Consider the following 14387-nt stretch of genomic DNA (forward strand, 5'->3'; position numbering starts at 1 on the left):
CGCATGGTCTGGGTGACACAGAAACCGCGGGGCAGCATCCGCTTCTGGCTGCTTGCGCTGCTTATTCCGGGCATCATCACACTGCTGCTCATCGATAGCTGGAACGACTACGACGCCCTGAAGGCCGTCACTGAAGAGGTCTACGACAGCGCCTTGCTGGAACCGGCCAAGGTGCTGGAGACCAGCGTGGAGTTCAATCCCGACGGCACGCTGCGCATCGATCCCCCGTTCTATGCGCAGGTCATGCTGGAGTCGCGCGCCGGAAATCGGAAATACTTCAGGGTGGAAGAGGTCGCGCCCTTGGCGCTCAGCCTGGCCGGGGCGCCCGCCAGGCAGCTCAAGGGCAATACCCTGCTGGGCATGCATGGCCTGCCACGGCCCGAGGCGCTGGCCGACAATGAAGGCATGCCCGTGTTCTACAACGCCATGTACCGCAACGATGAGGTGCGTATGGTGGCGTTATGGCGCGACCTGCATTACGAGGGGGTGCATCGGCAGGTAATCGTGCTGGTGGGTGAAAGCATAGACATGCGCCTGCGCACCCAGCAGGAGGCCTGGCGGCTGGGCCTGTTCCGCGACGGGCGCATGCTGATCCTGGCCGTTCTGCTGGTGTGGTTCAGCGTCGAATGGGCCTTGCGGCCGCTCAGCGAATTGCGGCGCGAAATCAAGGCGCGGGCGGTGGACAACCTGATGCCGCTCGACGCCGACCAGGTTCCGCACGAAGTGGTGCCCCTGGTCAAGGCGGTCAATCATCACATCGACCTGTACCGGCGGGTGCTGGACAAGCAGGCGCAGTTCCTGGCCGATGCATCGCATCAGTTGCGCACGCCGCTGGCCATCATGCGGACTCAGGCGCAGTATGCCAAGCGCGAGCCGGACATCGACCGCATGCGGGAAACGCTGGGGGCCATCATCGCCCAGCTGGGCCGGACCTCCCGGCTGACCGAGCAGCTGCTGTCGCTGGCGCATGCCAGCCGCAACGATATGGCGCCGCAGGCCCGGGTGGATCTGAATGCCCTGGCGCGCGAAGTCGTGCTGCAGTACTTGCCCCTGGCGCGCGAAAGGCATCAGGACCTGGGATGGGTCGATGACGGCGGCGATGCCGACGGACAGGACGGCGCGCAGGCCTGGGTCCTGGGCAGCGATGCGGAACTCCACGAGTCCATCGCCAACCTGGTCCACAATGCGATCAATCATGCGGGGGAAGGCTGCACCATCACGGTGTCGGCGGGGGTTGCGCAAGATCAGGCCTGGGTCAGCGTCTGCGACAACGGGGTGGGGCTGGACCCGTCATTGCGCGAAAGCGTATTCATGCGCTTCGATCGCGGCGGGTCGGCCCGCAAGGGCATGCGCGGGGGCGGGTCGGGCCTGGGGCTGGCCATTGCCCTGGCCTATGCCGAACGCAATCGCGGCACCATCGTGCTTCAGGATGGCGACCCCTGTCCCGGCGGGGGGGTGGGCTTGTGCGCCACCCTGAAGCTGCCCAGGTATACGGGCTGAGCCGCGATCCCCGCTAGTCGCGCAGGCGCTTGATCAGGCTGGAGGTGTCCCAGCGATTGCCGCCCATTTTCTGGACATCGGCATAGAACTGATCGACCAGGGCCGTTACCGGCACGCGGGCGCCATTGCGGCGCGCCTCGGACAGGACCAGGCCCAGGTCCTTGCGCATCCAGTCGACGGCGAAGCCGAAATCGAACTTGTCGTCGACCATGGTGGCGCCGCGGTTTTCCATCTGCCAGCTTTGGGCCGCGCCCTTGCTGATCACATCCAGCACCTGCTTCATGTCCAGCTTGGCGGCCTGGCCGAAGGCAATGGCCTCGGACAGCCCCTGCACCAGGCCCGCGATGCAGATCTGGTTGACCATCTTGGCCAGTTGACCCGCTCCGGGCTCGCCCAGCAAAGTGACGGCTTGCGCGAAGTTGTAGGCCAGAGGCTGAATAGCGTCGAAATGCGCCTGCTCTCCACCGCACATGACGGTCAGCTTGCCGTTGACGGCGCCGGCCTGGCCGCCCGACACCGGTGCGTCGACGAAACCGACCCCTTTCTGTTTGGCCAGGCCGTAGAGCTCGCGTGCCACTTCAGCGGACGCCGTCGTGTGATCCACCAGCAGCGTGCCGGCCTCCATGCCCGCCAGCGCGCCGTTTTCCCCCAGCATCACGCTGCGCAGGTCCTCGTCGTTGCCGACGCAGCTGAAGACGATGCGCGCATTCTGGGCGGCTTCTTTGGGCGTGCGCGCCGCGGTGCCGCCGAATTCCTTGACCCAGGCCTCGGCCTTGGCGAAGGTCCGGTTGTAGACCGTGACTTTGTGTCCCGCCTTGGCCAGGTGGCCCGCCATGGGGTAGCCCATGACGCCCAGGCCCAGGAAGGCGACTTCGGTTGCGGACTGGGACTCGTAGGGCCTGGTATTGATGGATGACATCTCTTTATTCTCCGTTGGTTGGTGTTTGCGTGGTGCTCCGCCCATAAGATTACATCATTACGGAGCTTGCAAAAAAAGCCCCCACGCTGCGCCTTCGGCTTGCTGCCCCCCGAGGGGGCGCTTTTTGCCTTGGGGCGGCCCGGCGGAAAAAAAGCCCCCACGCTGCGCCGTCGGCTCGCTGTCCACCTCGCGGCTTGCATGCCCCTCGGATTCGCCAGGCACAGGATAGTCCATTGGGACTCTCCTGTGTCCGGGCTCATCCCCCGAGGGGGGCGCTTTTGCCTTGGGGCGGCCCGGCGAAAAAAAACCCACCGCGTAGCGGTGGGTTCTGTTTGCCTTTGAGGCGTCGTGGCAGCGAAGGATCAGCCTTCTTCGACGAATGCTTCTTCGCGCTTCTTCTTGATGGAGGGCAGCGCCACGATCACGACCAGAAGGGCCGCCGCGATCAGCAGGGACATGGACAGCGGCCGCGTCACGAAGGTGGTGTAGTCGCCGCGGGCCAGCAGCAGCGCGCGCCGGAAGTTCTCTTCCATCATGGGGCCCAGCACCAGGCCCAGCAGCAGCGGGGCGCCTTCGCACTTGAGCTTGGCCCAGATGTAGCCCACCAGGCCGAAGGCCGCCGTCATCCAGATGTCGAACACGTTGTAGTTCAGCGAGTACACACCGATGGTGCAGAACACCAGGATGGCCGGGAACAGGATGCGGTAGGGCACCTTCAGCAGCTTGATCCACAAGCCGACCAGCGGCAGGTTCAGCACGACCAGCATCAGGTTGCCGATCCACATGGAGACGATCAGGCCCCAGAACAGGTCCGGGTGGCTGGTCATGACCTGCGGTCCGGGCTGGATGTTGTGGATGGTCATCGCGCCGATCATCAGGGCCGTCACGGCGTTACCCGGGATGCCCAGGGTCAGCAGCGGGATGAAGGAGGTCTGCGCGGCGGCGTTGTTGGCCGATTCCGGGCCGGCCAGGCCGGCGGGGTGGCCCTTGCCGAAGCGCTCGGGGTTCTTGGACAGCTTCTTTTCCAGCGTATAGGACGCGAAGGAAGAAAGCGTTGCGCCGCCGCCGGGCAGGATGCCCAGCGATGAGCCCAGGGCGGTGCCGCGCACGCTGGCCGGCCAGGCTTCCTTGAACTCCTGCTTGTTGGGATACAGCGAACCCACCTTGCCGGTGATGTCCACGCGCTGGTCCTTCAGTTCCAGGTTGGTCATGATTTCGGCGAAGCCGAACACGCCCATGGCGACCACGGCAAAGTCGATGCCGTCCTGCAATTCGGGAATGCCGAAGTCGTAGCGGGCCACGCCCGAGTTCACGTCGGTGCCCACCATGCCCAGCAGCAGGCCCAGCAGGATCATGCAGATGGCCTTGGGCAGGGAGCCCGAAGCCAGCACGACGGCGCCGATCAGGCCCAATACCATCAGAGAGAAGTACTCGGCGGGACCGAACTTGAAGGCCACTTCGGCCAGGGGCGGCGCAAAGCCGGCCAGCAGAATCGTGGCGAAGCAGCCGGCAAAGAACGAGCCCATGGCGGCGATGGCCAGGGCCGCGCCGGCCCGGCCGTTGCGGGCCATCTGGTGTCCGTCCAGGACGGTCACCACAGCGGAGGTCTCGCCGGGCAGGGCCACCAGGATGGCGGTGGTCGAGCCGCCGTACTGGGCGCCGTAGTAGATGCCGGCCAGCATGATCAGGCCGGCCACGGGCGGCAGCACGTAGGTGATGGGCAGCAGCATGGCGATGGTGGGCACCGGCCCGATGCCCGGCAGCACGCCGATCAGGGTGCCAAGCAGACAGCCCAGCAGGCAGTACGCGACGTTCTCGACCGACAAGGCAACCGAGAAGCCCAATGCAAGGTGTTCAAACAATTCCATTTCCGGGTTTCCTTTAATTGCCTAGAAAGCTGGGCCACAGGGGGAAGATCAGTCCCAAGCCCTTAACGAATGCGAGCCAGGTGAAGAGAACCAGCGCTATGCCTGTAGCGGCGGCCACTCTCCAATCGAATATATGGCTGGCCATGCTGCTGATGAAGACCAGCAGGAAGACCGAGATGTACACGCCAAGGAAATCGAAAACGATGCCGCAGCCGACCACCGATCCGATGATGATGAGGGCGATCTTCCAGTCGAATTTTTCCATTTCGACTTCTTCGGCTTTTGACGACATGGCGCCAAGGGCGACAGTGGCTCCCAGGAGCGCAAGCAATACGCCCAGCCAGAATGGAAAGTAGCCTGGGCCCATGCGCGCGGCGGTGCCCATTGAGTAGTTGGTTGCGCCCAACGCAAATCCGACGCCCAGAGCGACGAACATAATACCGGACCAGAAGTCCTGTTTATTTCTGAGCTGCATGTTGACGAAATCTCCCTGACAGCATGATGGAACCGGTAATTGAAAGAGGCCATGAATGGCGTGGCGTAAGCCTGTCCAGCCATGGCATTTGCTTTATTACCAAAAGGTGAGGAATGGTAATGGACGAGGGATAAGCTGAAAACCCCGATTTCCCCTCAGTCGTCTAGGGTTTACCCGCGAACTATCCGTTTATTACATATTGCGGAGACATGACAGCGCGACGACGGGCCGGATTGAAAGAATACTGAAAGGAAATGGAAAGAGCGGTGAAAGGTTATCATCGCTTTTTACTTTCCCCTATCCACGTCATGGCTTGATGGTTTACGATAACGCCCATGTTGCAAGATCTCGACTCTCTCGCTGCCCGCATCGGGCAAATGGTGCAGTTCACTCGCCAGTTGCAAAGCGAGCGTACCGCGTTGCTGGCTCGCCTCAAGAACCTGGAGCAGGAACGCGACGCATTGCGCGACCAGGTGCAGCGCCGCGAAGCCGAATATTCATCCGCGGCCGAACGCGCAGCCGCCCACGAGGCGCAGATACATTCCTATCAGGCTGAAGCGCAGGCCGCCCAGGCCACCTTGCAAGTCGATGTGGCCCGCTACCGCGCCGAGTCGGAATCGTTCAAACAGCGCCTGGCCGCCAGCCAGGCCGACACGCTTCATCTGCGCCAGGTTGCCGACAAGGCCAAGGAGCAGATCGATTCAATATTAATGCGCCTGCCCGGCGCACCTCGGGAGTAGAACGACATGGAACGCGTCGACGTGTCCATCTTGGGACGCGATTATTCCCTGGCCTGCCTGCCCGCTGAAAGAGAATCCTTGCTTGCCGCCGTCCGCCACGTGGATCAGCGCATGCTTGGCGTCAAGGGGTCGGGAAAAGTTTCCAGCAATGAACGCATCGCCGTCATGGCCGCAATACAGATCGCCGCCGAGCTTCTTTCCCTGCGCGCGCCGGATGGTCCACTCAGCAATGTTGCGCTTGGCGATTTCAAGCGTAAAATTGATGACATGAACGATTTGCTTGATCAGGTCGTCGGGCCTGCCGCTCAAAACCAAAGGTAGGTGCATCAAACAGGTTTTCTGAATGCGCAATGCGCGCGTTCATCAGTTAGTCCCTGCCGTGTTCGTGACTTGGCCATACATTCCTTGAACCAATGCTTATGGCATACAGGTTGCTGGATTGACAAGTGGGTGTGATTTCCATTTATGGAAAACCCGAAGCTTGACTGAAGGCGACCACCTTGAACCCTCGGTTCCAGGATGCCGGCCTAGACGGCACAGGCGGGGCAATTTTAAAAAGCTCGTCCTCGGACGAGCTTTTCCTTTATGAGGATGAAATATGTATCTATCCAAGCAGAATGGTAAATGGTTGTTGGCGCTGACCTTGTGCGCCGCGTCGGCCGGCTTTGCCGCTACGGCGGGCGCGCATGACGCCGGCGGGGACCGGCATGAGGGGAAATGGCCGCAGGCGCAGCTTCAGGCCGAAGCCGTGGCCGAGGTCGCGCAGGACACGGTCACCATTACCCTGGCTTCCGAAATCAGCGACGACTCGCAAGCCGCCGTGGCCAGCGCCTTGAGCAAGACGCTCGACGAGGTCATGAAGCAGGCCAAAGGCCATGAGAACATCAAGGCGACCAGCGGCAACTATCGCATCTGGCCCATGAACGACAAGGACGGGAAAATTTCCAACTGGCGCGGCCGGGGCGAGATTTTCCTGGAGTCCACCGATTTCGCCGCGGCGTCGAAGCTTGCATCCAGCCTGAGCGATCGCATGCCCATCGCCAATCTCAGATTTTCAGTGTCGCCGGCCTTGCGGGCCAAGCAGGAAGAGGCCTTGCTGGAAAAGGCGGGCCAGGCATTCCGCGGTCGCGCCCAAGCACTGGCCGACGCGTTCGGCTATGCCGGCTACGACCTCAAGGAAATCAACCTGGGCGGCTCCGGAGCGCGCTACGAGGCGGCGCCGCGCATGATGGCCATGGCCGCCGACAAGTCCGCGCGCGTGCCGCTGGAGGCCGGCACGGAAATGGTCAGCGTGTCGATCCAGGGTTCGATCTTCTTGCGCTCCAGGAAAAAATAACCGCGCCGGCCAGGATCATGGGCAGCGACAAAAGCTGGCCCATCGATAAGCCGCCCGCGAGCAGGCCAAGGTAGTTGTCCGGCTCGCGGGTGAATTCGACCAGAAAGCGGAACGCGCCGTAACCCATCAGGAACACCGCGCTGACCTGGCCGCTGGGGCGCGGCTTGGCGGCAAACCACCACACCAGCGCGAACAGCACGAAACCTTCCAGGCCCATTTCATAGAGTTGCGACGGATGCCGCGCCAGGCCGTCGCCGGCCTGCGGAAACACCATGCCCCAGGGAACCGTCGTCGGGCGTCCCCATAGTTCGCCGTTTATGAAGTTGCCCAGCCGGCCGGCGGCCAGGCCCAGCGGGATCATGGGCGCGATGAAGTCCGCGATCTCGAACAGCGTCTTTCCGCGCTTGCGGGCGAACAGCAGCAGCACCGCAATAACGCCGATCAGGCCGCCATGGAAGGACATGCCGCCTTGCCAGAGGAAGAAGATTTCCAGCGGATTGGCCAGGTAATCCCCGGGCTTGTAGAACAGCACATAACCCAGCCGCCCGCCGATCACCACCCCGAGCACGCAATAGAAGATCAGGTCTTCCAGGTCGCGCATGGACAGATCGGTCTTGCCTTGCCGAATGCGCCAGCGGCCCAGCAGCCAGACAAGGCCGAAACCGATCAGGTACATCAGGCCGTACCAGTGGACGGCCACGGGCCCCAACTGTATGGCGACGGGGTCTATTTGCGGATACTGAAGCATGGATGATGTCGTGGTGATGGAATATCGTCGATAATACCCCGATACGCGCATCGGCAAACCGGTACCCAGGCCGCTGCTTTCTCATTTACATGCAGATCCGATTTATGTATTCAAGATTTCTTCCCGCCTTGTTCTGCCTGGCGGGCCTGTTGTGGACGTCGATGGCTTCCGGGCAAGTCGCGGGCGTCGATCTGGCCAAGGCCAACAACTGCCTGGCCTGTCATCAAGTCGACAAGAAGCGGGTCGGCCCGGCGTTCAATGTCATTGCCCAGCGTTTTACCGGGCAGGAAGGCGCCGAAGCCTATCTGGCCGGTGCCATACGCAATGGCGGGCGCGGCCGCTGGGGCGCTGTGCCCATGCCGGCGCAGCCGCAGGTCAGCTCCGCCGACGCCAGGCTGCTTGCGGCATGGATACTGTCCTTGGCCGGCGGCAAGCCCGCCGCCAATCAATAAGGAGTCAGCATGTCTGAAACGGCAATTCTAGGAGGCGGTTGTTTCTGGTGCACCGAATCGGTGTTCCAGTCCTTGCGCGGCGTTGCCAGCGTCGAGCCGGGATACAGCGGCGGCCATGTGGAAAATCCCAGCTACGAGCAGGTGTGCACCAAGACCACCGGCCATATCGAAGTCGTGCGCGTCCGGTTCGACCCGGAGGTCATCGATTTCGAAACCATTTTGCAGGTGTTCTTCGCCACCCACGATCCGACCACGCTCGATCGCCAGGGCGCCGATGTGGGCCCGCAATATGCGTCGGCCATTTTTTGCCAGGACGAGCGGCAGAAGGACATCGCCCAAAAAGTGATTGCCCAGTTCGAGGCGGAAACCGGCGAGCGCGTGGTCACCCGCCTGCTGGGCGCGGAGCGCTTCTGGCCGGCTGAAAGCTACCATCGCGATTATTATCTGCGCAACCCCAACCAAGGCTACTGCCAGGCGGTGATTTCGCCCAAGCTGGCGAAATTCCGCAAGCGCTACGCGGCTCTGCTTGCGGCATAGCCTTGGGCCGGCTTCGGTCTTTGGCGCCGATGGCCTCAGGGCGTCTGCCCGCTTGCGGCGACTGCGCGCCAGTCGCCGCGGTCGGTAAGCCTGGCCAGGATCGCCACGATGGTCAGCGTGATCGCCACGCGGCCGACCAGGATGATCCAGATGTCCGCGCCCAGCGCCAGCAGAATCAAGGTGTCTTCGATCAGCGAGTGCGACAACGACAGCCATGCCAGGGCCAGAAACCGGGTTCGCGCCGAGAAATTCTGTTTTTCCGCCTCCTCGATGATCAGCGCGCCGCCATAAGTCAGCCCAAGCAATACGCCCACGGTCGTGACCGGCGCCACTTGGGCATTGAGCCCCGATACTTTCAGCAACGGCGTCATCGCGGCCGTTATGCGCCGGGTGATGCCCAGGCGATCCATGCCGTCCAGAATCATGACCAGGCCGGCAATGATCAGGAAGGTCAGGAGCAGCGAAAACGCCGTGGCCTGTATCCAGCCCATATAGCCGGCCGTTTGCCCTTCGGGCAGGAAGGACGATCCGCGCAGCCATTCGAAGGACAAGGGTTCGGACAGCGTGCCCGTCAGATGGCAGGCCCAGGACACCGCGGCGCCGTATACGATGGCGGTTCCTATGCGCAGGGCGGCGGTCACGCCGAAGCCGGCTCCCGCGCGGCGGACGATGGATTGTTCGACGGGTATGGCATGCGCGATCAGCATCATGGCCGAGAGGGCGCTTAGCTGCGCCGTCGTCATGTCCAGCGCATGCGCCAGGCCGGCCAGGGTGGCAAGGCCGCCGTAGATGCCGACAAACAAGGTGGTGACCCAGATGATGCCGGCCTCGGGCGGCATATGCAGCAGCGCCATGGCGGGCGCGATCAGCCGCCCGATCAGGTCCACCAGCCCGAAGTACTCCGCCACTTGCACGGCAATCATGACCGGCAGCATGACTTTGGTCACGGTGGCGAACATTCGCCAGCTGCGCTTCAGTAGCGCAATAATGTACGCCTGCATCGATGTATTCCTTCCGCCGACCTGTTCCGGTGTGAAAGAAGGAATTCTATCTGTTTACGGGCCGTCTGTCGGTCAGGCGGCCCGTGGCGCCTTTATTCCACGCTTTTCAGCACCCCGCGGCGCATCTGGTCCAGCTCGATCGACTCGAACAAGGCCTTGAAGTTGCCTTCGCCGAAGCCTTCGTTTCCTTTGCGCTGGATGATCTCGAAGAAGATCGGCCCGATCTGGTTCTCGGTGAAAATCTGCAGCAGCAAGCCGCCTTCCGCCGCGCCGTCCAGCAGTATCTTGTTCTTCTGCAGCCTGTCCACGTCCTCGCCGTGGTTGGGCAAGCGGCGGTCGAGCAGCTCGTAATAGGTGTCGGGCGTGTCCAGGAATTGCAGGCCGGATGCGCGCAGCTGTTCGACCGTGCGGTAGATGTCGTCGGTGGCCAGCGCGATGTGCTGGATGCCTTCGCCGCGATACAGATCCAGATATTCCTGGATCTGGCCTTTTTCCTCGGTGCCTTCCTCGTTGATCGGAATGCGGATATTGCCGCAGGGCGACGTCATGGCCTTGGACTTCACGCCGGTGACCTTGCCTTCGATGTCGAAGTAGCGTACCTCGCGGAAGTTGAACAGGCGTTCGTAGAACTCGGCCCATTCCGCCATGCGGCCCTTGTGGACGTTATGGGTAAGGTGGTCGACGATGGCCAGGCCGGCGCCTTGGTGGTCCAGGTCGGCCTGGGCCGTCTCGGTATCGATAGGCTCGAAATCCACATCGTAGATGCTGATGTCGCCGATGCCGCCGTGGCCCGCCTTGCCGTGCCAGCGGTCCACCAGGTAAATCAGGGAATCGCCTATTCCCTTGATGGCGGGGATGTTCAGTTCCATGGGGCCGCTGCCCGAGTCGAAGCCCCAGGCGCCCAGTTCGATGGCGCGCTTGTAGGCCTTGGCGGCATCGTCCACCCGGAAGGCAATCGCACAGATCGACGGGCCGTGCAGCCGGGCAAAGCGCTGGGCGAAGGAATCCGGTTCCGCATTGATCAGGAAGTTGATGCCGCCCTGGCGGTAAAGGGTCACGTTCTTGTTGCGGTGGCGGGCAATGGCCTTGAAGCCCAGGGTCTCGAATACTTTGCCCAGCGCAACGGGATCGGGTGCGGTGTATTCAATGAATTCGAAGCCGGCGGTTCCCATGGGGTTGTCCCAGGGTTGGAAGGAGGTGCTCATGTCTTTGCTCCGGAGTTTCCTGATGTGAGTCAATATAGATGTCGATGCCGAAATTGTAGAAAATAAGTGCTGGCAGGCGATTGCGAATATGGCTTGAAATAACTGCTTCAAAGCAATTTAATACCCATATTCATGGAAATACGGGTGTTTTATGGCTCAAAATGATCTGGACAGGATAGACCGGCAAATATTGATGGAATTGCAGCGCAACGGGCGCCTGAGCAATCAGGAGCTGGCCGACCGCGTTTCGCTTTCGCCCAGCCCCTGTCTGCGGCGGGTTCGGCGCCTGGAGGACGAGGGCTATATCCAGAACTATGTCGCACTGGTCGATCCCGATAAAGTCGGGCTGAAGCTGCTGGCCTACGTGACCATACGGCTCAACAAGGTGTTCCGGGCCAGCCATTCGCCGGTGTCGGATTTCGCCCGCGACGTGCAGACCTGGCCCGAGGTGGTGGAATGCTATGCCATGTCGGGCGATATGGATTACTTGCTGCGGGTGCAGGTGACGGACCTGACCGAATTCTCGCGCTTCGCCATGGACAAGCTGATGCAGCATCCAGCGGTGGTCGATATGCGGTCCAGCTTTACCTTGCAGCATATCAAAGAGACGACGGTTATCTCGGTCTAGCCATTGCGGCGGGCTGGTTCGGCACTGTGGTGACCGACCGCCATGCATCCGCGGTGCTGCGGCCTGTCCTCCTTACCCGGGGCCGGACCGTGGAAGCAGTATGGCCAGGTCGGGGCGGCACTCCGCTTGGCCCGGGCCAGTGTATGGGCCGGCGGCCGCTGCTCTTGGGCTCAGTTCCCGGGCTTACATCCACTATATATATAGAGCAAGTTGCTTCGACGGCGGGCTTGAACGGTGGACGACCGTGAGCAAGCTGTGTATGGAAGAGGTTCCTCCTATAGAAAGAGGTCTCTCCTATATATAGAGAGTCTGGAGCGGATGTGTAGAGATAGAGCGGAATCGATATGCGGCGATCTATATAGAGATAAGGGTCTACAGATAGAGGGCCGCCAATTTGATGTGAAAGCACACCGGGCTTTGGACGCGCTGGCTTAGGGCTTATATGAATACGCCGTACCGATATGCGGCCAAGCGTGTGAATGCGCGTTTTTTCGTACGGAAGGCCAGGCGGAATCATTCTTTCGACGCTCGTGCTTCAAAAAGCAGGACGAAAACCGGTCTGCCGATATCCAATTCAGACTGTTGCCAGGCTTTTTCCGCAACAATTGCCCTGGTCGCCAAAATTATTTCCATTTTCTTAAAAAAAGATTGCACTGGTATTTCAAGGGCTTGGCGCAGGGGTGCGGGTGGGGGCGGGGATTTTGAGGGAATTTGGCCGGTTTCGATTTGCATGGGCTCAAAAAGCTGTGCTATAGTTCTGTTCTTCGCAGCACACGCACTAGGGTTTTCCCTAGCGACGCAGACGATCCAAGTCCTTGGAGTTACGGGCTTTTTTGTGGGCGGTGCGCGGCGAAGCGCAGGGATGCGGCGCATCGAACTGTGGTAAGCTTACGGGCTTGGCCGCAGTGACCCAAACGGGTTCGGAGGCGCGGCACGAGTGCGAGGCAGTAGCTGTCCCACGTGGCGGTTTGGCGGTTTAGGCTTTGAGGCCAACGCGACGAACCCCGACTTGACAAGCTTAAAAAACTGCTTCATAATCTCGTTTCTCTGCTGCTGACACAGCAACGCACCGGTCGCAAACACCGGGTGCGGTGCGGGTCAGGGTAGTACGGAATTTAGCGGTAACGGTCACCTGTCAATGGGCGGGGCCGGGCAGTAAACGCTCTTTAACAATTTAACAGCCGATAAGTGTGGGCGCTTGGCATGAGTGTGCAACCTTTCTCACGAAAGGCTCGCCAAATTTATATCAAGTGCTCGCACAATTGAAGAAGTAAGGTTTTAAGTAATTAAAATCTTGTCTTTTTCTTTGAGCGAAACGCGACGTATGACCACTTGCCCTTTGGGCAGGATGGAAATTACGATTTATACAGAGATTGAACTGAAGAGTTTGATCCTGGCTCAGATTGAACGCTAGCGGGATGCTTTACACATGCAAGTCGAACGGCAGCGCGGAACTTCGGTTCTGGCGGCGAGTGGCGAACGGGTGAGTAATATATCGGAACGTGCCCAGTAGCGGGGGATAACTACGCGAAAGCGTGGCTAATACCGCATACGCCCTACGGGGGAAAGGGGGGGATCGCAAGACCTCTCACTATTGGAGCGGCCGATATCAGATTAGCTAGTTGGTGGGGTAAAGGCCTACCAAGGCAACGATCTGTAGCTGGTTTGAGAGGACGACCAGCCACACTGGGACTGAGACACGGCCCAGACTCCTACGGGAGGCAGCAGTGGGGAATTTTGGACAATGGGGGCAACCCTGATCCAGCCATCCCGCGTGTGCGATGAAGGCCTTCGGGTTGTAAAGCACTTTTGGCAGGGAAGAAACGGCACCGGCTAATACCGGGTGTCACTGACGGTACCTGCAGAATAAGCACCGGCTAACTACGTGCCAGCAGCCGCGGTAATACGTAGGGTGCAAGCGTTAATCGGAATTACTGGGCGTAAAGCGTGCGCAGGCGGTTCGGAAAGAAAGATGTGAAATCCCAGAGCTTAACTTTGGAACTGCATTTTTAACTGCCGAGCTAGAGTATGTCAGAGGGGGGTAGAATTCCACGTGTAGCAGTGAAATGCGTAGAGATGTGGAGGAATACCGATGGCGAAGGCAGCCCCCTGGGATAATACTGACGCTCATGCACGAAAGCGTGGGGAGCAAACAGGATTAGATACCCTGGTAGTCCACGCCCTAAACGATGTCAACTAGCTGTTGGGGCCTTCGGGCCTTAGTAGCGCAGCTAACGCGTGAAGTTGACCGCCTGGGGAGTACGGTCGCAAGATTAAAACTCAAAGGAATTGACGGGGACCCGCACAAGCGGTGGATGATGTGGATTAATTCGATGCAACGCGAAAAACCTTACCTACCCTTGACATGTCTGGAATGCCGAAGAGATTTGGCAGTGCTCGCAAGAGAACCGGAACACAGGTGCTGCATGGCTGTCGTCAGCTCGTGTCGTGAGATGTTGGGTTAAGTCCCGCAACGAGCGCAACCCTTGTCATTAGTTGCTACGAAAGGGCACTCTAATGAGACTGCCGGTGACAAACCGGAGGAAGGTGGGGATGACGTCAAGTCCTCATGGCCCTTATGGGTAGGGCTTCACACGTCATACAATGGTCGGGACAGAGGGTCGCCAACCCGCGAGGGGGAGCCAATCCCAGAAACCCGATCGTAGTCCGGATTGCAGGCTGCAACTCGCCTGCATGAAGTCGGAATCGCTAGTAATCGCGGATCAGCATGTCGCGGTGAATACGTTCCCGGGTCTTGTACACACCGCCCGTCACACCATGGGAGTGGGTTTTACCAGAAGTAGTTAGCCTAACCGCAAGGAGGGCGATTACCACGGTAGGATTCATGACTGGGGTGAAGTCGTAACAAGGTAGCCGTATCGGAAGGTGCGGCTGGATCACCTCCTTTCAGAGCGACGCACACGAAGCGAAAGCGTCCACACTTATTGGCTGTTTGATTAGAAAGAGTAAGCCACGAC

At 60.4% G+C, this 14387-nt stretch carries 14 protein-coding genes, 1 rRNA gene and 1 other RNA gene; 9 read left to right on the top strand and 7 right to left on the bottom strand.

What is annotated here, in order from left to right:
- Positions 1-12 precede the first annotated feature (12 nt).
- A complete protein-coding gene (locus OEG81_RS03790) occupies positions 13-1500 on the top strand; it encodes a sensor histidine kinase (protein ID WP_264131403.1) in 1488 nt (495 codons plus the stop codon).
- A 13-nt stretch (positions 1501-1513) separates the two neighbouring features.
- Here the strand turns inward: OEG81_RS03790 and OEG81_RS03795 are convergent, their stop codons facing one another.
- The 3 genes from OEG81_RS03795 to OEG81_RS03805 all read right to left on the bottom strand — a co-directional run bounded on the left by OEG81_RS03795 (position 1514) and on the right by OEG81_RS03805 (position 4762).
- Entirely contained in the window at positions 1514-2419 is a 906-nt protein-coding gene (locus OEG81_RS03795) for an NAD(P)-dependent oxidoreductase (protein ID WP_264131404.1), read from the bottom strand.
- Between the two features lie 362 nt (positions 2420-2781).
- Positions 2782-4287, bottom strand: coding sequence for a tripartite tricarboxylate transporter permease (locus tag OEG81_RS03800; RefSeq protein ID WP_264131405.1), 1506 nt, complete (start codon positions 4285-4287; stop codon positions 2782-2784).
- Positions 4288-4300: 13 nt separating this feature from the next.
- A complete protein-coding gene (locus OEG81_RS03805; protein ID WP_264131406.1) occupies positions 4301-4762 on the bottom strand; it encodes a tripartite tricarboxylate transporter TctB family protein in 462 nt (153 codons plus the stop codon).
- 335 nt (positions 4763-5097) lie between these two features.
- Here OEG81_RS03805 and OEG81_RS03810 point away from each other — a divergent pair, with 335 nt between their 5' ends.
- The 4 genes from OEG81_RS03810 to OEG81_RS03825 all read left to right on the top strand — a co-directional run bounded on the left by OEG81_RS03810 (position 5098) and on the right by OEG81_RS03825 (position 6838).
- Positions 5098-5502: a hypothetical protein gene (locus OEG81_RS03810; RefSeq protein ID WP_264131407.1), complete on the top strand. Its 405-nt coding sequence runs from the start codon at positions 5098-5100 to the stop codon at positions 5500-5502.
- A gap of 6 nt (positions 5503-5508) precedes the next feature.
- The gene (locus OEG81_RS03815) at positions 5509-5823 is read left to right on the top strand and encodes a cell division protein ZapA (RefSeq protein WP_264131408.1); all 315 of its coding nucleotides are present in this window, start codon (positions 5509-5511) and stop codon (positions 5821-5823) included.
- 47 nt (positions 5824-5870) lie between these two features.
- A non-coding RNA gene (gene ssrS, locus OEG81_RS03820) (6S RNA) lies at positions 5871-6053 on the top strand.
- Positions 6054-6100: 47 nt separating this feature from the next.
- Positions 6101-6838 (top strand): SIMPL domain-containing protein, encoded by a 738-nt coding sequence (locus OEG81_RS03825; protein WP_264131409.1) that lies wholly within the window; start codon positions 6101-6103, stop codon positions 6836-6838.
- On the opposite strand, the gene lgt is transcribed toward OEG81_RS03825, so the two are convergent.
- On the bottom strand, positions 6789-7586 hold the full coding sequence (gene lgt, locus OEG81_RS03830) for a prolipoprotein diacylglyceryl transferase (RefSeq protein ID WP_264131410.1): 798 nt from the start codon (positions 7584-7586) through the stop codon (positions 6789-6791). The two genes, OEG81_RS03825 and lgt, sit on opposite strands and share 50 nt — an antisense overlap.
- Before the next feature lie 104 nt (positions 7587-7690).
- Here lgt and OEG81_RS03835 point away from each other — a divergent pair, with 104 nt between their 5' ends.
- Both OEG81_RS03835 and msrA read left to right on the top strand, forming a co-directional pair.
- A complete protein-coding gene (locus OEG81_RS03835) occupies positions 7691-8038 on the top strand; it encodes a c-type cytochrome (protein ID WP_412034100.1) in 348 nt (115 codons plus the stop codon).
- 9 nt (positions 8039-8047) lie between these two features.
- A complete protein-coding gene (gene msrA / locus OEG81_RS03840) occupies positions 8048-8575 on the top strand; it encodes a peptide-methionine (S)-S-oxide reductase MsrA (protein ID WP_264131411.1) in 528 nt (175 codons plus the stop codon).
- Between the two features lie 35 nt (positions 8576-8610).
- Here msrA and OEG81_RS03845 read toward each other — a convergent pair whose 3' ends face one another.
- Positions 8611-9576 (bottom strand): nucleoside recognition domain-containing protein, encoded by a 966-nt coding sequence (locus OEG81_RS03845; RefSeq protein WP_264131412.1) that lies wholly within the window; start codon positions 9574-9576, stop codon positions 8611-8613.
- 92 nt (positions 9577-9668) lie between these two features.
- The gene (gene hppD, locus OEG81_RS03850; RefSeq protein ID WP_264131413.1) at positions 9669-10781 is read right to left on the bottom strand and encodes a 4-hydroxyphenylpyruvate dioxygenase; all 1113 of its coding nucleotides are present in this window, start codon (positions 10779-10781) and stop codon (positions 9669-9671) included.
- Positions 10782-10932: 151 nt separating this feature from the next.
- Here hppD and OEG81_RS03855 point away from each other — a divergent pair, with 151 nt between their 5' ends.
- Positions 10933-11409, top strand: coding sequence for an Lrp/AsnC family transcriptional regulator (locus OEG81_RS03855; protein ID WP_264131414.1), 477 nt, complete (start codon positions 10933-10935; stop codon positions 11407-11409).
- Between the two features lie 513 nt (positions 11410-11922).
- Here the strand turns inward: OEG81_RS03855 and OEG81_RS03860 are convergent.
- The gene (locus OEG81_RS03860) at positions 11923-12141 is read right to left on the bottom strand and encodes a hypothetical protein (RefSeq protein WP_264131415.1); all 219 of its coding nucleotides are present in this window, start codon (positions 12139-12141) and stop codon (positions 11923-11925) included.
- Positions 12142-12784: 643 nt separating this feature from the next.
- Between OEG81_RS03860 and OEG81_RS03865 the strand changes: the two genes are divergently transcribed.
- Positions 12785-14317: ribosomal RNA gene (locus tag OEG81_RS03865) — 16S ribosomal RNA — on the top strand.
- Positions 14318-14387: the final 70 nt, after the last annotated feature.

The sequence above is a fragment of the Pollutimonas sp. M17 genome, assembly GCF_025836975.1.
In the GTDB taxonomy this organism is placed as follows: Bacteria; Pseudomonadota; Gammaproteobacteria; order Burkholderiales; family Burkholderiaceae_B.